The organism is Arthrobacter sp. TE12232 (assembly GCF_054062615.1).
The window spans coordinates 586,209-606,364 of sequence record NZ_JBSSFK010000001.1 but is presented as its reverse complement, the minus strand read 5'-3'; the positions used below and the strand labels follow the sequence as shown (position 1 = coordinate 606,364).

The 20,156-nt window shown below is 62.9% G+C and carries 12 protein-coding genes; 6 read left to right on the top strand and 6 right to left on the bottom strand.

Features of this window, described 5'->3' with window-relative positions; translation table 11 throughout:
- Positions 1-57: 57 nt before the first annotated feature.
- Together ACVWZ7_RS02715 and ACVWZ7_RS02710 are read right to left on the bottom strand one after the other, a co-directional pair.
- Positions 58-405: a hypothetical protein gene (locus tag ACVWZ7_RS02715; protein WP_456506902.1), complete on the bottom strand. Its 348-nt coding sequence runs from the start codon at positions 403-405 to the stop codon at positions 58-60.
- Between the two features lie 466 nt (positions 406-871).
- Entirely contained in the window at positions 872-2,299 is a 1,428-nt protein-coding gene (locus tag ACVWZ7_RS02710) for an IS1380 family transposase (RefSeq protein ID WP_456506901.1), read from the bottom strand.
- A 270-nt stretch (positions 2,300-2,569) separates the two neighbouring features.
- Here ACVWZ7_RS02710 and ACVWZ7_RS02705 point away from each other — a divergent pair, with 270 nt between their 5' ends.
- Positions 2,570-2,875, top strand: a complete 306-nt coding sequence (locus tag ACVWZ7_RS02705) for a hypothetical protein (RefSeq protein ID WP_456506900.1) — start codon at positions 2,570-2,572, stop codon at positions 2,873-2,875.
- A 1,070-nt stretch (positions 2,876-3,945) separates the two neighbouring features.
- Here the strand turns inward: ACVWZ7_RS02705 and ACVWZ7_RS02700 are convergent.
- The gene (locus ACVWZ7_RS02700; RefSeq protein WP_456506899.1) at positions 3,946-9,405 is read right to left on the bottom strand and encodes a helicase-related protein; all 5,460 of its coding nucleotides are present in this window, start codon (positions 9,403-9,405) and stop codon (positions 3,946-3,948) included.
- Between the two features lie 9 nt (positions 9,406-9,414).
- On the opposite strand from ACVWZ7_RS02700, the gene ACVWZ7_RS02695 reads away from it, so the two are divergent.
- Complete coding sequence (locus tag ACVWZ7_RS02695) at positions 9,415-9,579, top strand: hypothetical protein (protein ID WP_456506898.1); 165 nt, start codon at positions 9,415-9,417, stop codon at positions 9,577-9,579.
- 221 nt (positions 9,580-9,800) lie between these two features.
- On the opposite strand, the gene ACVWZ7_RS02690 is transcribed toward ACVWZ7_RS02695, so the two are convergent.
- From ACVWZ7_RS02690 to ACVWZ7_RS02680, 3 genes are read right to left on the bottom strand one after another with little or no spacing between them, the layout of a single operon-like run.
- Entirely contained in the window at positions 9,801-10,886 is a 1,086-nt protein-coding gene (locus ACVWZ7_RS02690) for a hypothetical protein (protein WP_456506897.1), read from the bottom strand.
- Positions 10,883-12,355, bottom strand: coding sequence for a hypothetical protein (locus ACVWZ7_RS02685; RefSeq protein ID WP_456506896.1), 1,473 nt, complete (start codon positions 12,353-12,355; stop codon positions 10,883-10,885). The genes ACVWZ7_RS02690 and ACVWZ7_RS02685 overlap by 4 nt, the downstream gene beginning before the upstream one ends.
- A complete protein-coding gene (locus tag ACVWZ7_RS02680) occupies positions 12,352-12,831 on the bottom strand; it encodes a hypothetical protein (protein ID WP_456506895.1) in 480 nt (159 codons plus the stop codon). Before ACVWZ7_RS02680 ends, ACVWZ7_RS02685 begins: the two co-directional genes overlap by 4 nt.
- Positions 12,832-14,228: 1,397 nt before the next feature.
- Here ACVWZ7_RS02680 and ACVWZ7_RS02675 point away from each other — a divergent pair.
- The 4 genes from ACVWZ7_RS02675 to ACVWZ7_RS02660 all read left to right on the top strand — a co-directional run bounded on the left by ACVWZ7_RS02675 (position 14,229) and on the right by ACVWZ7_RS02660 (position 20,081).
- Positions 14,229-14,837, top strand: a complete 609-nt coding sequence (locus tag ACVWZ7_RS02675) for a hypothetical protein (RefSeq protein ID WP_456506894.1) — start codon at positions 14,229-14,231, stop codon at positions 14,835-14,837.
- Complete coding sequence (locus ACVWZ7_RS02670) at positions 14,834-16,924, top strand: hypothetical protein (RefSeq protein ID WP_456506893.1); 2,091 nt, start codon at positions 14,834-14,836, stop codon at positions 16,922-16,924. The genes ACVWZ7_RS02675 and ACVWZ7_RS02670 overlap by 4 nt, the downstream gene beginning before the upstream one ends.
- Positions 16,925-17,086: 162 nt before the next feature.
- Complete coding sequence (locus ACVWZ7_RS02665; RefSeq protein WP_456506892.1) at positions 17,087-19,012, top strand: hypothetical protein; 1,926 nt, start codon at positions 17,087-17,089, stop codon at positions 19,010-19,012.
- Between the two features lie 199 nt (positions 19,013-19,211).
- Entirely contained in the window at positions 19,212-20,081 is an 870-nt protein-coding gene (locus tag ACVWZ7_RS02660; protein ID WP_456506891.1) for a hypothetical protein, read from the top strand.
- Positions 20,082-20,156: the final 75 nt, after the last annotated feature.

Here is a 20,156-nt window from a genome sequence, read left to right as displayed (position 1 = left end):
TGCTATTACCTGGCCGGGGGAGGGTTGGCAATCAGGGTGACACTTTCCTGGTCGGAGTTACTTCCAGGGTCGGTTTTCGTGGAGCAAGTTGAGAATACCCCGAGCGTCATTGATCTCTTTTGTATTCTTGCTACGGCCGCCGTCGTCGTCGCTGTATTCGAAATCTTCACGGATGCCGATATCGTCGGTGAAAGTATGTGTGGAGGTTCTCTTATAGGTGTACTTGCCTTCCGAGCTCCAACCCTCACCCTCCGTGGTCTGCGTCCGGGTCTTACCCTTGTAGTCGTCATAGCTGTCGATGAAATCTCGCAGTTCTACTGCCTCATGGTCGGTCAGGCGCGCCTTCGATACGTCGATGTGCTCGCCTATGTACGCGCGGGCTTGCTTCTTCTCGTTCGCGTCCATAATTTTGTAGTCTCCGTTCACGCCATTTCAGTTGTCGGCTCCTCGAATAGTACTGCTAACCCCCGAAAATGCGGGCAGGGTCGGCAATGGATTCAGTCCTGAACGAAGGACGGGACGCTGGACTGCCTGAAGGGCTGGAACCCGTGTTCAAACCGCATGGCGCGATGCGGAACTGTCTCAGGAACGCCCGGTCGTCCTCGAACTACTCAAAGATCCGGTCGAACATCGTGTGCAGTCGAAGTATTCGACAGCGGCCTCCTCCAGAAATGTTCCGCCAGCGTGCGGGAACGTCTAGCCTCGATTTTTCATGACGGTGGGTGATGGTCGCCGGTTCGGGCCGGCGGGTTGATCGGCGGTTGTTTTCTGTTTCCGGGCGGGCTGGTGTGGCCCGTTGGATCGCCTGGGTGTTGGCGCCGGTTCCACTTCCGGTGACGGGGCTTCTCGTCGGGACAGGATGGGTGCCCGCTCAGCCGGGGGCGGGCAGGATCTGTTTGAGGCGCCCGGTGTTTTCCAGGAGCAGTTTCAGGAGGTCTTTTTCCGGCGCTGATTCCGGTAACAGCAGCTGGTTGCGGCGGGCGCGGGTGATGATTTTCCCGGCCGTCGCGAAGAGCCGGTAGCGCCAGCGTTTGATGTCCCAGGCCTTGGCGCGGTGGCCGTCCGGGAGGGCCGCGAGCTGGAGCCAGGAGACCAGGTTGAAGGCGAGGGCGGCGATGTTCGCCCAGGCCTGGTTCGCGGCGAAGTCGAAGAACGGCAGCTTCCCCAGGCCGGTGTTTTTCAGGGTTTTGATCCGGTTCTCACACCGGCCCCGGGCACGGTGCCGGGCGTCCAGGAACGGTCCGTGCCAGCGCGGCGAGTTGGTCAGGAACGCGGTGATCCGGTGCCCGTCGACATCGAGCAGGGTCGGCTGCGCTCCGGGGTGCAGCGGCTCGGCCCGGAGGAACAACTGTGTGTCCGGAGGATAGTCCTGGAGCGGGATGATGTCGGTGGCGTTGATGACCCACGCATCGGCGCGGTCGGCCCCGTCCTGGTCCAGGGCCGGCTGCCAGTACTGTTTGTCGGTGATCCAGTCGATCATGTGGGCCTTGCCGAACGGGAGCGTGTAACTGGTGGAGAACTGCACGCCGAGGCTGTGCAGGTGCCAGAGGAACTTCCTGGATGCCCCGGCACTGTCGGTGCGGACCAGGACCTTCTCCCCGGCCAGAGCCCCGGCGTCGTTGAAGAACCCCTCGGGCAGTTGGGCCACGGCGGTGTGGAAGACCCGGATATGATCCTCGGCGCTGTTCGCCCCGGCGTTGCCGGGCCGCAGCGCCGCGGCGAGGATTTCCCCGGAGCCGTTGCCGGCACCGTAATCGCAGGACGCGATGAACGGGGCGAACCCGTAGCCGCCTTTGTAGGTGCCGGCGACGTTTTCCTTATCGGAGTGCGAGGTCACCAAGGTCGCGTCAAGATCGATGATCAGCGGGTCCGCGGCCGTCGCGGACAGCGCCGGGTTCCGGTCCCCGGCGGCGTCCCAGGCCCGGGTGCGCAGGGCCCGGGTGAGGGTCTCAAAGCCGTAGCTGAACAGCTCCGGGTTCGTCACGGTGCGTTCGAAGAACCGGGACACGGTCGCGTTCGAGGGCAGCTGACCGAAGGCGCCGGGTGAGGAACGCAGGATGTCCAGGTCCGAGGCATGTCCGCCTCCGGCGGCGAGCATCGCTGCCAGGGAACCGAGGACTTTGCCCGAACGATGCCGTGCGCCGGAGGGAACAAACTGGCCGAGCCTGTCCTCGCACAGCCGGCCGAAACCCAGGGCGTCCATGAAGCCCGTGAGGACCGTGACTCCGGCATGGGAGATCAGCGACTGGCCGGTGAAAGTGACGGGGACGGACGGAAAAACACGGGTAGAGTGGTGCATCGAAAAGGTGCTCCTTCACGACCGGGATAAATTGGCTTAGACACCACTATTTTCCCTTGTCAGAGCACCTTTTCGCCTTTTAAACACACCCCTCAACGCCGAACCCGTGAAACCCCCGGGCTAGATCATTGGCTTCAACGAGAACTTCGGCCTCATCCAGCGGGCACTCGACCGCCGGCGACGCCGGGTGATCCAGGTCTGTTCGATGTCAGTTCTGTCATGGCTTCCAGCTCAGAGACAGCCCGGAGATGCTCTAATAGCTGGTCGACCATGATGACCGAGGCGTCCACGACCTCACTTCGGCCTGCGCACGAGCTGTTGAAGAAGGTGAAGCAGCGCTACATGAAGCCATGCGATTTCAACGCACTGCATATCAATACGACTTGGAACTTACGCGACCATATTGAGGCCCGCGGCCGAGCTGCCAACGCCGGCCGCATCGAAGTCGTGGGCCCGACCGACTACCCGAACATCGACATCCGGCCCTGGCCGTCGCGCCGGACAGTCGCCGAGCAGATTGAAGGGCTCTTGGGTTCGCCTGCGATGGCTACGGGGTATGCCTCACCCTATAACTAAGCGGTGTAGGTTCCTGTGATGTCGACGCAGAGTCGGTTACCGAAGCTATAGTCCAACCACCTTCGTCGGTGAAGCTGGTGGACAGCCAGGCCGGACGAGATGCCGACTTCTGCTGCTTTTTGCTTTGTCTCATTATCGCGAGTCAGGCCTCGGAACTCCTCGAGGCCCGTTTCCCCGAAAAGTCACCATGTTGGCCGTTGTTCAACCGGAGCCCCAAACTTCCGGGTCGGCAGCATCTTGCGCCCCACGCGGCGTCAAACTCAGGCAGCAGCTAGCCTGGCTGTTCGGTCAGCTGGTGCACGAGGATGAGCTGCGCCGATCCTAGGCGCAGGCATCAGCGCAGAGGAGATGCTGCGGAATGCAACGAAGACAGTCTGTAGCCAGATGCTGGCCACCGTGCAAGACCTCCACCTGATTGAGCGGCTGGGGTAACCGACGGTCGCTGGAGGTCGCCGAGGATCTGTTCACTGAACGTGTCGGCGTGACGGCCACCGTAGGAGTAACTCAAATGGCCGGCGCCTATGTTGCTGAGTTGGGAACAGCCACGCCTGAAAGCGCTTCAGAACCGCTCGGCAGCCAATGGAGTGAGGTTCACGATCCCTTCGATTTCAACCCGCCCGCCAGCGGTTTGTCCTCAAACCATCGTTAATCGGAGGCTCACGCCTCACCAAAGGCTTTTAGCGTGAGATCGGTGTCCCCATCCTCGGCGGTTTCGACTTGTCGCCGGCGCATTGCTTCGACTGCCGCATCTAGTACTCGCTGACCGGGGTCCCTGCCCAGTCGGCAGTGAGCCCGATTGGTTCTTTCGCGGAGCGGCGATTGTCGCCATTATGTCCTGAATTTGCGTCGCGAGGGAGGCGTCCGTCGTGACGTGGTTGCGCACCCATTGTTCGACGACTGACCGGCGCCATAGCCATTTGAATTTGGGGTTGTCTGCGCCTAATCCGAAGTGCGTATACCAAAGAGCTCCCAACAACGAGGCGGCTTTTTTGGCTGTCGGCGACTGACCGAGCGCTCGCTCGATCTCCGGCACACGCGGGCACCAAAGTTGAATCTGCTATTCCCACGCGTCATAATCGTTGATCGTGGTCTTGCGGGTGGTTGGCCCTGAATCCCTCGGTGTCAGGAAGGGCGGAGCTAGCGATCTGGGGCCCTAAGCCCAATCCGTCCTGAAGTTGCGCTGACTTCAGAGCAAGGAGGACGTCTCTTCCGAACCTGTCGTCCCATGTGGGAGGAATGTAGGCCCTGTCGTTGTAATCGTCGTAGGCCCAGTCCAACAGGTTGGAGATTTGTTGAGCGATTGCCGGATCCGGCGAGATATTTTCACGCGCCCAACGCCGCTGAAATTCAGTGTCGGGGTCGTGGTAGAAATCGTCATCGTATCGCTCGCCACCCCACTCTCCGAACCAAAGTGGTAAGAGTCGCGTAACGCACTCGGTTACAGTGGGCGATCCGTCAAGGTGTTCTATCACGGCTCGAATATGCTCTTTGAGGTCGTCTCGTTCAATTCCACGAGGTTCCACGGGGGGCCGAACATTTGTGCTCCCCACCGCTTGCGCCTCGACTGTAGGGGAACGTCCCTGCACTAGCTGCTGGCTGGTCGGCATCTTCCCTGATGTCTCTGGAGACTTGAAACCTCGCGCAACATCTTTGAAGGTGGAGATTTCCTGATCGTGCCTAACCGGGTTTTCTGCCGCGGAAACGGCTGTCTCCATCACGAGGGGCGATGGTTCGGCCAGGCGCAGGTCTATCGCGGGCCAGCCCGTTTTCTTTCGGTCCTGGCGGACAGCAATCACGTGCACCTTGACGGACTCGTTCCGGATGAAAGTGGAGGGAGCTCGCCCGCGGAGAGTGCGCAGGTGGATGAGTCCGTCGATCGCAGGGGTAAGGCGGACGAACACCCCGAGCTTGTCGATTGTGTTCGTCACGCGCCCGGTGCAGCTGGCGCCGGATCTGATGCCGAGATGTTCGAGCTGTTCCCATACGGTCGGGACCGGCAGGTCGGGGAGTTTTATGTGTACCTGCGCGTGGCCGCGCTGCTCGTTGATGCTGGCGGCGAAGCCGGTCACCGACTGACCGATCGCCAGGACACACGTCAAGTCAAGCACCGGAGTAGCGCCAATGTCAGCGGTGACGCATGTGGCCGGTAACCCGTCGGGCAGCTCGAGAATAGCTCGCCCGCCTTGGATGGACTTGACCGTAGCGCTCATCGGGGTTCCGGGCGGGTAACTCGCCCGAGCACTGTCGAGGGTCGGGACCGGCGGCGGCGACTGGAATGCTATATCGGGCGTTGTGGGGGGCAACTTACGTAGGCTAAGGGTGATCTGAGCGGGCCCGATGCCCTTGTCAAAGGACCCAGTTACATAGCCGGTGACAGTGCCGCCTAGGGGGGTGACCTGAGACAGGGGCCGACCGTCGGTCAGGTCGACGTCCCTGGCGGCTACTGACGCAGGTGTACCGTCGGGCAGCCGCAGCCAAGCCCGTCCCTTTTCATCAAGGACGGTGGTGACGACCGCAGTCGTTCGGGAGCCAACCGGGTGCAGCGCCAGGAGAGCCGTGCCTGGCAGGTGAAGCTCGGGGGCGAGTTCGACTCGAGGCCCCGCGGCGTAAACGATAGGTTCGCTGGCCTGGCCCGGGCGAACGTTCGCGATCCGCCTGTGCCGGGATCGGGCCCACAGCAGCCAAACGTCCCTAGCCCAGGTCGCATCGATGTCCAAGGCCGCCAAGTCCAGGGCGGTGGCGGTGGGGATCTCGGTCGTGGATTCGAGGCGAGTCATGGAGGTGCCGACAGGGGGCAGCGGTCGCCCCGTCGGCAGGCCGGCGAGGCGCACACCCGTCACAGTGTCAAGCAGGTGGTGCAACTCGACTAGTGGTCGGCCCTGCAGGGGCAGGCGGGGGGTGGCGCGGCGCACGTCAATCAGGACTGGGGTGCCGGGTTCGGGCGGCGGTGTGCCGTTCAGCGATCCGGACAGCCGGTGCCGTAACCCGATGGTGGTGTCGGTCGCGAGAAGGTGCACCTCGACAAACTTCCCATTTGGATGGGCCGCTTCAACCACTGCCGGAGTGTCTTTGCCGGCCCGGCCAGCTCCAGGTGCGTTCTGCAGATGGGCGGCGGCCAGGTCGAGAAAGGTGATCGTGAAGTGGTCGACGTGGGACCGAGGCAGGGCGGTGGCCACGAGTGTGGCGCCAGGGACGAGGTCGGCGAGCTGGCCCGTGTCACGCTCGCCGAGGGAGATTGCAAGCTGGGCGAACTTGGCCTGCGTGCCGGCATCGGGTGTGGCTTCGCGCAACAGGAAGCGCCCGCGTCCGTCGGTTCGCGTGAAGACTCGCAGGTCGCCGTGGTGGTCGCGGACTACTCCACCGACCCTGACCTCGATGTGGTTGCCGGCTGTCAGGTCGGGGTGCTGGGCGGGTCCCCACACATGGTCCGGGGTGCGCCAATCTGTCCGGAGGAGGATCGCCGGGGGCTGGTTGAACTCAGGCCGGGTGTATGCGTAGATCTCGTACCAAGTGTCGTCCTCGAGAACGGTGTCTGGGTCGGGCACGACGGCTGGGCTCGTCACGTCTGCGTTGATCGCCGTTCCCGCCCGCAGGGCGGCGACTAAGTTGGAATTCTCATCGACAATCCCCACGAACGGTGGCGCCCAGTCGATGCGGGTGTCGCGTCGGTCGGTGCATTGGTGAAGGTTGCCGTCCAAGCACGGCAGACAGGTGCCGCACGCGTACTCCGCCCCTTCGATGTCGCGGTGGTCGAGCACGGCTGTGCGCGCCACGGCGTCGGTGTCCGGGACGGGAACATTCGGACTCGGCCAGCTGGTGTCGAGCTCGGGGGCGGCGTCGGTGACAGTGCCGCCACCGTGGGCTTCCGCGTGCGCCGCGTCGAGCTCAGCCAGCTCCTCCGCAGCGGCGGGCAGGGGGGGCGGGTTATGTCGCGCGTTGACGGCGGCGACGACGATATGCGGGGCGGGGGAGAACCGCATGAGGGCGCGCGTGCCGGCGGGCCAAGCGGCCCACAATAAACCCACAAGGTTTCGGTGCCGCTCGACCATGCCGTCGCGCGCGGACGCGACGAGTAACTCGACGGCGGCGGCCGGCCCGGCCACGCCCCGGGTGCCGTGGGCCCAAGCCTCCGCTGTAACGAAGTTTGACAAGTAGGTGGTGCCGGCGTATCGGGACCGATTGAGGGGGATGCTGCAGGCCGGTGGCGTCGTCACGGTGTTGCCGTGCACTCGGATCGGCCCGACGCCGTCCTTGCCGGGGGACAAGGCGGCGCGGTCACCGGACTCGACCACATCGGCCGCTTCGACTACAGCGACGAGGTCGGCGAGTTCTTCGTCGCTGAGGTCGGCGTCCATGTCCAGGTCAATGCTGCGGTCGATCTGGGGTCGGGGCTTCGCGCCCATCTCAGGGTCCGCGTCGGCGGGGTCGGGATCCGGATCAGCAGCCGCGGGTGTGAAGGCTGTGCCGTCGAAGGTGTGCTCTAGGTGGGCGAACGCGCGGGTGATGGCCCCTCGTGCGCGGCGAAGGAGGGACGGTTCGACGAACCGTTTGACCTCTTCTGACAGGACCGGGGACAGCCCACCCAGGATGTCGCGGCGCACGGTGGCCGCGGCCAGCAGGGTGTCATGGTTCACCCACCACTGAGCCGCCCATGCGGCGCGGGTGCTCGACGGCTCCCATGGGGGGGTGGCCGGATCGGCGCGCTCCCACGCGGCCACGACTTGCAGGACGAGCTCGGCGTCGTCCTCGCAGGCGCTGGCGAGGGCTCGGTGCCGTTCCGCGGCTTCCAGACGCCACTCGTCGGGCCATGTGTGGTCTGACAGCAGCATTCCCCTGGTGGACACCAGCCAGACCCGGCCGGTGCCCTGGAGCAGGGTCAAGATCGTTGCAACCTCCGGCAAGCACGCGAGTCGGTCCGCATACATGATCGCCATGGCGGCACTTGCCGACCCGAGAACCTGCAGCCGGGACAACTCCTTGCCAAAGCTGGTCGGGTCTCCGGCGTCGTCGAGGGCGCCATTGGCGTGCAATGCAGTCTGCGCTCGGGCGAGCTCGCGGATGAACACGCTCCGAGCCGTGCGGGCCGCGGCGTCCTGCATGACGGGGGGTTCCGGCTCGAACGCTGCTGGCCAGACGATGTCGTACACCGAACCCAGCCCGCCGAGCTTGGCGGTCATGACAAGGTCCTCAAGGTTGGAGCGGGTGGCCCCGGGGGAGGTGTCCTCATCCAATGTAAGCAGCTGGTCTTTGGAATAGAGCGGAAATACCCATCCAGGTGCCTTGCGACCGACCCGTCCCCAGCGCTGCTTGATCCCAGACTGAGAGTGACTCTTGGTACGTACGTCGCCTTGCGCCGTGATCACGTCCCATTCGCTCTGGGCAATCAGGCCAGAGTCGACGACGAATCGGACCCCTTCGACGGTCAACGATGTCTCCGCAAGGTTCGTCGAGATGACAATCTTGCGGCGATCACCCTTCCGTCGACCGGCCAGCGCCGCTTCCTTCTCTGGCGTGGGTAGGGACGCGATCAGGGGATACACGTCGACGAGGTCAGCGAGGTTGGCCGTGACGATGGCGCACGCCTCTTCGATGGCGCGGGTAGTGGGCAGGAACGCGAGGATGTCGCCGTAGATGCCCGCTTCGTCCATGTCACTCGTTAGGGCCACGACGAATTCGGCCACGGCGGCGGGCATGTCCTCCTTCCACGCCTTGACAGGGATGGAGGTGCGGGCGCGCATGCCGAACAGCGCGCGGGTTGTGGCGTGCAGGTCTTCGGTGTAGCCAATATCCCTCGGGTCGACGACGTCGTCCGGGCCGAGCGGGTCGGCATACCGTGGCCAGGAAGACGCAATGAGGTTCTCCGAGTCGGAGGGTCCAGGGCCGGGTGCCAAGCGCAGCTCGGGGGCCATGCGGGACCAAGCGGCCAGGGCCTGTTGACCCGCCGGTGGGGCGTCGAGCTCGCTGAAGAGAGGCCAGCCGTACCCGATGGTCTTGACCGCCGGAATCTCGAGCACGTTGGTGCGGTTCGCACCAAAATACTGACGGTAGAACTCGGCGTCGAAGGTGGCCGACGTAATGATGACGCGCAGGTGGGGGTATCGGTCTAGCTCGCGGTGTAGGAACCCGAGGATGAAGTCGATATTGGTGGAGCGTTCGTGGGCCTCGTCGACGATTAAGGTGCCGATGCTCGATAACCGACCTTCTCGCAGCCAGTTGATCACGGTGCCGTCCGTGACGTAAATCAGCTGGCACGCAGAGTCGTGCTGGCGGTTTCCCTTGACTTGGAACCCGACAGGGTAGCCGGGGCCGACGCCACCGGTGCCGGACATCTCTCTACCCACGAACGTGGCCACCCCAACCGTGGCTTGCACGCGCGGTTCTGTGACGATGATCGGGCCGAGGTCGGTGAGGCGAAACGCGTCGTCGGGCGGATCTAGGAGCTTGTAGGGCATGTACGTCGACTTGCCGGTGCCGGTGCCGGCCTTGACGATTAAGACTCGCCGGTCCGGGTCGGAGAGGTGGTGGAGCATGGTGCGAATGTGCGTCTCATCCATCCCGAACCCGAACTTGCCCAGGTCGACGCCAGGGGTATCGGCAACGAGGTGAGCTGCTGGCAGGGGCCCGAGCGCGCCGAGTGGACCGGTGGGGTGGTCCCGATCGGTGACCTCCCCGGTAGTGTCAAGGTCAATGTAGGCGACGGTTAGCCCAGCGATGTCGCCGTTGTGGGCCGCCCGATGCTCCCGGCACCGGTCAGTGCGCGAACCCCCGCGTTCGATGGTCGCCACTGCCCATGCTTCGGGATAGGTGAAGTACTGGCTTCCGTCCTCGCGTGTGCCAGCGAGGACCTCTCGCAGGCAGTCCTTGCACTCGGCGACTCGCACGTTAGGACGCGACCGTCCACGTCCGGCTGCCGGGGTTGTCGGTGTCACGCTGGGGTCCGGGTGCACCACGGGCGGCCTGGTCGGAACGTAGTTGTGCCTGAGTGGCGGGCGACTTCGGCGAACATTGGAATGACAGTCAGCGTTCCGGGGAACGTGAGCAGATGTGTCGTCACCGACCGGTAGAAGCCGACGATAGCCGCGTCGAGGCCAGTCTGGTAGAGGTACAAGGTGGCGGTTCGCTGGCCGTGGCCGGTCAGGGCGGTTAGCTGAGCCAATGACGTGGTGTACACGAAATCGTCGGTCTCGGCCCGAGGGCGGGGACGTGACACCTCTGCGTTCCGAAGCCAGGCGCCGTCCACCACTGTGTCCATTTCGGTGTGCCGGATGGACAGCAATGCCATGCGCAGTTCGATGTGTGTGATGGCCGGCGGGTGGTCGACCATGTCGAGGGCGTGTAGCGGGAATGCCTGACTCGCCGCGGACCCGTCGTCGTACGCGACGTGAACGTCAATACGACTGGCGCCAGCGGCGTGCTCACGTAGGACGTTGGTGATCACGCGGTTGTGCACTCCGGAGGGGTTGATGACGGTCCGGGTCAGCATGTCCGATCCGCTGCGGGCGGGCGTGACGGCGGCGGTGACTTGGTCGCGGAACCTGGCTTCGACAGCGGCGGCGCCGTCGACACCGACCGGTGCAAGCCAAGTGTCGGCGACGGCGGTGGGACCGAGCCGCCCAGGGGGGTGAGGGGTGTTTCCTGGGGCGTGCGCGGTCGTAACGGCGACCACGAAATACCCGGAGTTCAACCAAGTGCGCGTCTGCTCCGCGGCTGCCGGTGGCAGCAACTCGAGCAGGCCTCGTCCGAGGGGATCGGTCAGGTTGGGACCGACAACGGGGAGGTGAGGCCCGAGCGGGGGCGCGGCCAACGGCATGGTCGGTGTGGAGTTGGCGGCGGCGTGGTTGGCGGCGAGTCTTTCCAAAGCGGTGCACAACCGCTCGTACCGGGCGATGTCGGTGCGGTCCCCCGGGTCAGACTTCGTCGCGCGAACGGCAGCGGTCAGTATGTCGCCAACCAGGGCGCGCACATCAAGGCTGTCGGGTATGGCAACCAGGGTGGTAGCGGTGACGGTCATGCGCGAGCCGTTCGGGAGCGGGTCAATGTGGCCTCAAGCAGACGGTCAAGGTCCGAAAGCCGATCGGGGCAGCGCAGCACCGGCACCGTCGTTCCAGGGGGTGCGGGCACGTCAGCAGGTAACAGCAGCGCGGCGGCCCGCCCCGCTTGCAGGTGAGTGCGGACCGTCGCGAGGTCGGTGTCGGTGACGTGGACTCGTGGTGCGACGTGCACCGTATCCGTGATCAGCGGTGCGTCGGTGGTCCACGGCAGGGCAGTCACGCCGGGCAGGTGGAATGTGATGATCGCAGTGCCGTCGTCGATGTCCCAGGTGACGCAGGTGCGGGAATCTTCAACGACGCGCGGACCCGTGCTGCTCCCAGCGTGGTCCGTGCCGTCCAGACGGCGGTGAAACATGCCGCCGAGCAGGGCGGCGCGCGCGGCGTCAGATTCCGCCTGCCGGGCGCTGCGGTCCGTCCACGAGACACCGCCGGTGAGGATGGACGGAGTGTGCTCGCTAGTTGCTAGCAGCATGTCAAGCTCGACGGGGTGCCAGATAGCCGAGGCCATGGTGTAGCAGGCGCGCTCGGGGGTCAAGGTGGTGGTGGCAACCGCGCCGCTGAGGCGGGTGCGGAGACTGTCGGGCATCGAGGTCACAGCCCAGAACAAGGCCCGCGCGTCAGTTGGGGTCAGCGCCGGCGCGGCTGGGTCTACGTATGCGCCCACGGTGCGTGCGTAGCGGGCCAGCGAGGCTGGGATTCTGCCTTCAGGGTGGCCACGGTAGGTGATCGATTTCCCGTTGAGCGCGATGCTCACTTGCCGGTCGAAGCGCACCTCCATCGTGCCACCGTGCGCAAAGGTGTCGCACAGGGTCAGGGTGAGCAGAGCGCGATTAGCTTCGTGAGTAGCGACGTGGGGGACTTCCGCTGTCTGCCAGGCGACAGCGGCCAGGCCGTCGATGGCGGAATCGCCAGCGATCGCGGCCAGCGCCACGATCACATTCTGGCAAGCCAGGCGTACAGGGCGCGCAACGAAGTCACGTGGGTGCTTGTCGCGGTCAATGTAGGCAGCCTTATAAGCCGGGCCGATCTCGTCCAGGACCCGCGCGAGGCCCACGGAGCGGGCGGTCAGCTCGGCCTCGAGGGAGGACACGTACGCCAGCGGGTCGATGTCCAGAACGGCTAGCTGGTGGCGGGGGTGCACTTCGGTGAGGAAGACCCGCACTACGTGCCCGGGTCGAAGGGCTCTGTCCCCAACCTGCAGGGGCTCGAGCACTGTGCAGGCCAGCGACGCCTCGTCCACGACAGACAGAGGTAGCAGGACCCTCGCGATGTCGTCGGGCAGCAGGCGGTGGAGCGCGTCGACGGCTATGGGCGTCGACACCGGGGCCTCTGCATCCACGAGCAGCCGGGTGACCGCTGAGGACCATTTGGTGGTTTGAGCCAGGGCGTGGGAGTGCAACACGTCGTCGGAGACGACCGGTGCACTCATGGGCGATCCGGTCGGGTGAGGGCGGCACGGAGCGCCTGGACCCGCTCGCTGACCACTGCTGGCGCTGGTGGAGGTGCTAGGCCGACGACCTTACGGGCGGCTTCGACGGCTGCCAAACGGGATTTGTCTTGGCCGCTGGTCCCCGGCTCGAGGATCGTATCTGGGCTGTGGTCGTCCCTGCCGAGGCTGGCAGTTACGCCATCGTCCCCCCGGGGCGTGGAGTACTCATGCACGTGTGGGTAGACGTTGCCCAGGCGGGGCATTCCGCGCTCGTCGGTGTAGACGTCGACCTTGCCTGTTTTACTCCTGTACGTGCTGGCCGCAGGCTCGTACAGGTCGCCTTTGGTTACGGGTCGCCACCCCACAGAGGTAGCGGCGATCTCGGATATCTGACGGTATAAGGCATCACGGTCAGGCTCGATGTTGATCGTCGAACCGACATCGGCGCGCTCGATGTGGTTGTTCCCGCAAGCCATGGTGCCTCCTGCCCGGGCCCGCGTCTTAGAACGTCGCTGGTCCTGAAACCTGCGGGGACGGACCGAGACAACTCGAGCGGGTACCATATGATGCTCTGCGGGCGGCCGGCCGGTCAAGCCCTCGCGTTTATTCTTGAAGATGCGCGCGTAGCAGCGCGTCTGTTGGGGTGGTATCCGCCGGCCCAGCACTGTGAGCCATGGAGCCCACCATGACGCTCAGTGATTCCCAGCTTGAGACTGGCCTCCCGCATGTCAGTGGTTGGAATCGAAGCAGGGCACCGAATCCGCGACAAGACCCTAGCGTCGGGTGACGGCGGCCAGCAGGCAGGGGACTCCGCTTCTTATGGGCTGGGGCAGTCCGCTGGACGGTACATCAAAGTGGTCAAAAAGGGGGCGTGTACATTGTCCACATTTCGGGTCTCGGATCGAGCCGTACTGGGGTCGGTTCGGGCCGGATTCCGCATGTTTCCGCCGGAGCGCAGTGTTTGCAAGGTCCGGAATGCAGTTCGAGTCCCACCTCGGGCACAGTGTTTCCGCAGGTCAGAAGCTTTTTGGTTTTTTGGTGTTGACAAAGCTTGACATTTTTAGGCTCAGGTGTCGCGCCAGTCTTAGATCAGCAACCTTATGTGTGCCCGTCGGCCTCCTTTACGGAGCCCGCGAAGCGATCGACAAGTTTTTGAACCTCCGCAACGATCACGGCATGACGCGTGAGCTTGGCGACGGCGGGTCCCCATTAGAGAGCGGATCATAGACTCACCGCCCAACGCGGATGGCTTTCGCTTCTCCAGGATCCTCGCGATTGCGGGAACTTCCCCTAGATAGTTACCGGGCTCCTGCGGCCGTGTGGCACAGCATGGCGATGAATTCGTGCCCCGCTGCGGAGGTCTCGCACGGCCATCACCCCCACTGCGCATGGCTGCAAAAACGGCGTTTGAAGGGTCCGTGGTCGGGCCGCCAGTGCCTGGCTCAGGACGGTGTAATGCTAGGCCCTTGTCAGGCCAATGGAAGGATATCGGTGGCCCGCTCACATGGTCGAGCGGCAACGGGCAAGCGCGAGAGGAACTGGGGGTGGGAGGGCCCGGCAAGGGTCAACCGCGTGAGACTGACTGGTCGAATTTGGGTAGCGAACCGTGATCCGGATGAACCAGACCCTGAAAACCACGCTACTTTCGTCCTCCCCGCCATCGTTAAATTGTGTAACCCGTAGAAAGACCAGATTCGTGACTCACAGCAGATGGATACCGATTCTAAGCTGTTCCTGCCCCTATGCTGGGGTGTCGGCAGCTCCCGGCCATGACACCAGAGAGAGGGTCCTTCTGATGACAGACCGGCCGCCATTGACGGTAGCTGAGCCCAGCCGGCCGGAGGCCACGAAAAGCCAGCACGCTGTCCGCGTCTTGGTCCTGCTCGACAAATGCGGTGATCCGGTTACGGATGCCGATCCGGATGGGTTTGTGAAAGTAATCCGCAGCGAACTGCGCTTGCAGGCTCTCGACTTTTGGCTGAGGAACCCCGATTATTTGGCTGATCAAATCATCAGCAAGGTGGCGGCCGGTGAGCTGCCCGCCAGGAAGTACTTGCCGCTCGCCCAGGATCTACTCGATGGATTGGAGCCGAACCTGCACTGGTATCCAATGCCTAAGTGGCTGCGAGGCGCGTACGAGGCTCTTGACGACGCCTTCTCGTTGCTGCAGTCCTATGGACTTGCCGAAGTTCGTCGCAAAGGCAAACCTCCACAACGGCATCGCAACGAGTTTTTCCTGAGACCAGCAGGTGTCGCCGCGGCGGTCGACCTGGCCGCGGACCCGGTTCTGTCTTGGTATGGACGGCAGGCCGAGCTTGTCGATCTGGTCGCCGGTTCAGACAAGGGTAGCCGGCTCAAGGAGCGACAGTATGAGCAGGCGGAGTATGCCGAGACGCAGTTGGGCCTGAGGATCGCGTCGATTGCGCCGGTTGTGCGGGAGCGGCTGAGTACACAATTTCAACTGAGCGGAGCGCTTAATTGACCATTCTCGGTGCTGAGATCCACGCGAAACTCGTAAAGAAGTGGGAGGGCCTCGAACTCGGTCGGGTCGAACAGATCTTGGCCAAGGAGGGCATCGTAGACCGATCGAATGCCGGCGTCCCCGTGCAACTGCAAATCGTTCGAGTGGCATTCTCGGGGGTGAAGTCGCTAGTGGTGAACAAAGGTGGGGACGCTGTCCCGCCCACTGATCACGACGGAGACAAGCCTCGGATGAACGTGCCGTTCAAGATCGATTGGAGCCCCGGCGCCGGTGTCAACGGCGTCGGCAGCGAGAAGAACCTTCGTGGTAAGTCTTCGGTACTGAAGGTCATAGCGTGGGCGCTCGTGGGCCGATCTCCGCTGCGAGCGGACGTCCAACAGTGGATCAGCAGCGTGACCGTGGAGTTTAAGATCGACGGGACGTTGTTCGCTGTCGTGTTTCAAGCGGTTGACGGGATACCAAACGGGTACCTGTGGCAACGTCTTCGGTCTGGACAGAGTGAGGGCGTCAAGCTGGGTTCGTTCAGCAATTCGGATACGTTCGAAGCGCTGATGAACTCTTTCATGCTTGAGCGCCTGCGGCTTGAGGACCTCAGCGTCTGGGCTAAGGACAAACTGCAGCCGCACGCCTGGCCCTCATATGCTGGGGCGCTGAACTTCTTCGCCGACCAGCTTGACCCCCTCATTGGCAACGTGTCGTCGTTGTCGACTCGGCTCCTGCAGATGTTCGCTGGCACATCATGGGCGCCGCCGGTCGGACACGTTAACGCGGCCCTCGGCCGGTACGAATATGAGAGCAAATTGGCGGCGCAGGAGGCTTTGGCTGGCGCAGAGTTCGCCAGGGCACGGCGCGCTGACGCTGAGGCTCGTTTCGAACAGGCGCGGGCCGCGCTGGATGCATTGCCGTCGAATGTAACGGACGTTGCAAGTGTGTTTGCGTTGGTGAGTCACGCCAACGACACATCGCGGACGGCTCACGCACTGAGGTTGCAGCTTATGACTGCTCGTGGGGCACTCGATGAAGCGCGCGCCTGCGTTCAGGCCGAATCGGCGCGCAGGCGTGCGGCAACAGAGGACAGGTTGGCGCGCAAGTTCTTTAATAGCATGCAGCCGACACAATGTCCTCGTTGCGCTTCGAAGGTGACCGCGGAGCATCGTCGGGCAGAAAATGATGAGCATGAGTGCTCGTTGTGCCACGCCGGACTTGACCTGGCTGCGCTCGATGACCAGGTCATGGTGGCGTCCAACGTCTCTGACAGCGAGCGTGAACAGCTTCGCAGCAAGGCATCGCGGGTGATGGATGTCGTCGACGATGATGATGATGATGATGATGATGACGGGGGCGCTGTCGACGATCTGGCTTCGCTGGAGCAAATTGTTGCCGCCGCCGAGCGATCGGTGGAGTCGATCGAGGCTGACCTGGCTGACGCCGAGGGCTCTGAACAAGAAGCCATCAGCTCGGTGAAGGCGGCTCAGGATGGCCTTGTTGCGGCGGAGCGTCGCCAACAGGCCATGATCGAACTCGCGCATGCCCAAGGCGCCCTGGAGTCGCTAGGACTCCCGCCTGCCGATACCGGGGGGAGTGGCGAAACCGACCTAGTTGGCGCCGTTCTGAGGGCTGCCAAGCCAATTGTCGACAAGTGGTTGAAGGCGGATCAGGACCCCATCTTGGACTTGGTTTCTGAGGAGATCGCACGGCTGGCGCGTGACTTCGGTATCGACAACTTGGAACGCGTGGCTCTCAAGGGCAACGGGAACATGACGGTGTGGACGGGAGGCGCCCCCGAGGGTTACGCGTCAATCACCGGTGGTGAGCGCATCCGCCTGAAGATCGCGACCGCTATTGCGCTGATGCGTGTGGGCAAGCGCGAAGGCGTCGGCCGCCATCCAGGGCTATTGTTCATTGACTCCCCGGCCTCGGAGGAGATTGATGAGACTGACCTAGCGGAGATGCTCGGGGCCCTTGTGGACGTGGCAACGGAGGCGAACGTACAACTGTTCGTAGCGACCGCTCACACAGCCCTGTTGAAGAAGGTTCTGAATGAGGATAACGTGCTGGCCGCTGATGGCGACGGCTATGTCTGGTGACAGACCACGGCCCTCGGCACTGAACCGACACAACCGACGATGAGGCCGAGATAGGGAATGAAGCAGGACACCATCGGGCGTCTGCGCTCGTGTTTGAATGGGCGGGAACCACGAACCTCCATCGTTGCGGACATCGGTGGCTGGGATGCATTGGCTGAAGCTATGGCTACGCTTACCGACGACCCTATGCTCTACGTGGTCGCCAACATCGTGTGCCGGGACCTCGACCCCGCCGACCCGGCTTGCATCGCGACTACACACGCTCTGGTGGAGGTAGTCGCAGAGACGCAGGACCCCATGACATTCGCGTTGGTCACTGAGACCATGTGTGGCTCCCCAGAGTTCCTCGATGTCGCAGGTAGTAGGCTCGCTGACGCTTGTCTATCGCTGGCAGGCCCTCCAGACAGCCAGGGACTACCTGGCACATTTGGGGATGTGGTTCGCGCCGGAGAGGCGCTCGAAGTGCTGACACGTCTTGCTCTTGACGGGCACGGCTCGCGGTTCAAGGTTCTGGCGCTGCTTAGCGATATTAAGGGCGTCCAGCCTCCTCGCTATGCGCGAGCCGTCTTGCGAAGCATTACCGCTGCTTACGACCACTGGGACGGAGTTGACGACGTTGTTGAGGTCTTGAAGGAAGTAACAGAGGACGGGGGCATTGTTGATGATGATGTTGAATGGACGGCCGCCAACATCGAGGTTCTCCGAGCACTCCGGTCGAGCACTGCAACCGCAGCCCTTACGCACTTCAGCGCCGCACGTGCTCGACTCCTAGGGATTGAAGATGAGCGCGAAGACGCCAACATCCTTAACCGCGTGCTCGGCCATCTCGAACACCTGATGGCAATTGCAGCCGCCGGTGGTACGGTTCCCACCCGAGCGTTCATATTCGAGGCTGACGCGTTGACAGCGCTGCGGCGCGACGCTGAGCGGTATGCTGTCAACTCGTCCGGCCTCGGCCACTGGGCAGGAAACCGCAAGCAAGTGGTCGTTGCCAGCTGGGTTAGTCTCGCCGAGGACCTCACATGGCTGGGCGACCAGATTGACCGCGACGTGTTCTACGAAGTCGCTGTTGTCGTTGACCGCATCGTAGCCATCTACGATGCATCGCACTCGTATGATTTCGGCAGCCACCGCGACGGTGTGGGAATCGTCCGAAAGGTCCTCCGTCCCGCCATCGAGGGCGGGTTTGTTCAACGCGCCACCCTACTGCGGCATCTGAGCGACCACGCGGACGCACTGCAGCATCAAGCATGCGCTGCGCCAGATGACGCTGATCGCGATCGTCGGCTCGTAGGCGTACGAGTCCTTCTCGAAGCGGCCCGTGAACGCCTGCTTGTCAGCGAGCCGCCGGGAAAAGACGACGAGCAGGTAGTCGTCCCGCCGCTGCTTGCTGACCTGTTGGAAGGCCGAGCTGAATTGGCCGGTAAGATCGCTCGCACACTTACTGCCGGCGACCTTGCAGAAGTCGCAACAGCCATAGCCACGTACCAACACATCTCCCGTACTGAACCCGACCTCACCGTGGAAGCGATCATCACGAACATCGTCACGAAACTGCATGGCAGTGACGACTTTAAGGGAGACGTGGCAGATGCCGTCACCCGCGTCATCAGGGCCCTCACGTTGTACGTAGCCTCGATGACCAACGCTCAGAAGTCTGAAGAACCGTGGTTGTTCAAGGCTCGTGTGGCGGAATCCGAACTGCACAGCCACCTCCTCGGGTGGTTATGGTCCAACCACTTTCGCCAGCGCGCCAAGTCCGAAGTGCAGAGCGTTGCCGGGGGACGCACCGACATTCAATTCGCGTTTGAGGGGTTTACCCTAGTCGCCGAACTCAAGGTCGACACGACGCATGTCGCACTTGAAGACAAGCCGAAGTACATCCGGCAGACCGCGGCATACGGGAACACTGACATCAAGATCGGGTTCCTCGTAGTCCTACGCACCCCTGCGTCAGGTGCCACCAATCTGGACGACCTGGCCGGTAGTGTCGTACACACCACGATTGATGGTAGTAGCCGTGCGGGCGACCGTCACGTGGTCATGTTCGACATCCCCGGAAACCGAACACCGCCGTCAAGTGGCTGAGATAATTGAACTCATGCTTATTGAGAGACCAATCAACTTCAATTGCCGAGGATGCGGCCTTCCCGAGAATTGCGAGCAAGGCATCGAGTTTTCGTCTGATCAGTATTACTCGGCCGAAGACACGGAGTCGTCTGTATGCCACGTTTGCGGTAGAAAATTGACCGCGGGGTCAGGTTCTGTCGTTCGGCCCCATCCAAAGGTGCCTGCCACCAAGGAACTCCACCAACTAGCGTGGTACCACACATCGGTTGAACCCGAGTGGCCAGCAGTCTCATTCAAATGGTCAGCGAAAGATGAAGTGTCCTTCAGCCGTTTCTCGACCCAAGAGCAATTTGAACAAATCAAGCGTTCCAAGGAAGACCAGGCCTTGCACCTCGGTACCTACGAAGCCGCGATTGAAGCAATGCTCCGCCGCATGGAGCAGCGGGACGAGCGACACTTGCGGTTCAATCTCTACAGGGTGGAGTTGAAGGACGAATTGATTTTCAAGAACGAGGTTCAGAAGGACGAATTCGCCGATAAGATCACGCAGTCGGAGCTTCGCGACATGGAGGTTGATGGCATCCAGTACCTGAATGCTCACGAGTCGGTTGGTAGCATCTCGCTTGCCGTCGCCCGCAAAGCGATCAAATCGACTCAGCGCATAAGCCTGCCCGTGGAGGGTCTTGTTGAGGATCCAGCCCCTGGGATGCTTGACGACTTACGTAGCCTCCGGGAAGCATCGGACAGACAGTTGCAGGCGCTTCATGGTCGCGAGTCGCTCTCGGCAGAGATCGAACGCAAACTCGGTCAAACTCCTACTCGAGTCAAAGCACCTGTTTCGTCGGTTAGGTCTGTACCGGCCACCATGTCCCGACTCGTGGCTGAGCATTACCTCAAAGGTGTCTCGCCCGCACTCCGGAAAAAATACTGCACGGCACTTTCAGGAGCCGGGACAGTGGGCGATAAAGGGGCCGACGACGTGTGGCGCTGCTTGTTCGTAAATCTCTCGGCAGTCATTACTCGCCCTGAGAAGATACTGGCAGCCCTGCACCGGACGATCCCGCAGGATGTGGTTCCGGCGTCGTAAGCCGGGCACCGACGTCGATCATCAAGGGGAGGGGCGCCGTTGCCACGGAACTCCCTTCTGTACTACGAACAGTCA

Excerpts from the sequence above, each read along its gene's own strand:
- ACVWZ7_RS02715 (WP_456506902.1), bottom strand. The coding sequence starts at position 405 with ATGGACGCGAACGAGAAGAAGCAAGCCCGCGCGTACATAGGCGAGCAC.
- ACVWZ7_RS02710 (WP_456506901.1), bottom strand. The coding sequence starts at position 2,299 with ATGCACCACTCTACCCGTGTTTTTCCGTCCGTCCCCGTCACTTTCACC.
- ACVWZ7_RS02705 (WP_456506900.1), top strand. The coding sequence starts at position 2,570 with ATGATGACCGAGGCGTCCACGACCTCACTTCGGCCTGCGCACGAGCTG.
- ACVWZ7_RS02700 (WP_456506899.1), bottom strand. The coding sequence starts at position 9,405 with ATGCTCCACCACCTCTCCGACCCGGACCGGCGAGTCTTAATCGTCAAG.
- ACVWZ7_RS02690 (WP_456506897.1), bottom strand. The coding sequence starts at position 10,886 with ATGACCGTCACCGCTACCACCCTGGTTGCCATACCCGACAGCCTTGAT.
- ACVWZ7_RS02685 (WP_456506896.1), bottom strand. The coding sequence starts at position 12,355 with ATGAGTGCACCGGTCGTCTCCGACGACGTGTTGCACTCCCACGCCCTG.
- ACVWZ7_RS02680 (WP_456506895.1), bottom strand. The coding sequence starts at position 12,831 with ATGGCTTGCGGGAACAACCACATCGAGCGCGCCGATGTCGGTTCGACG.
- ACVWZ7_RS02665 (WP_456506892.1), top strand. The coding sequence starts at position 17,087 with ATGGCTACGCTTACCGACGACCCTATGCTCTACGTGGTCGCCAACATC.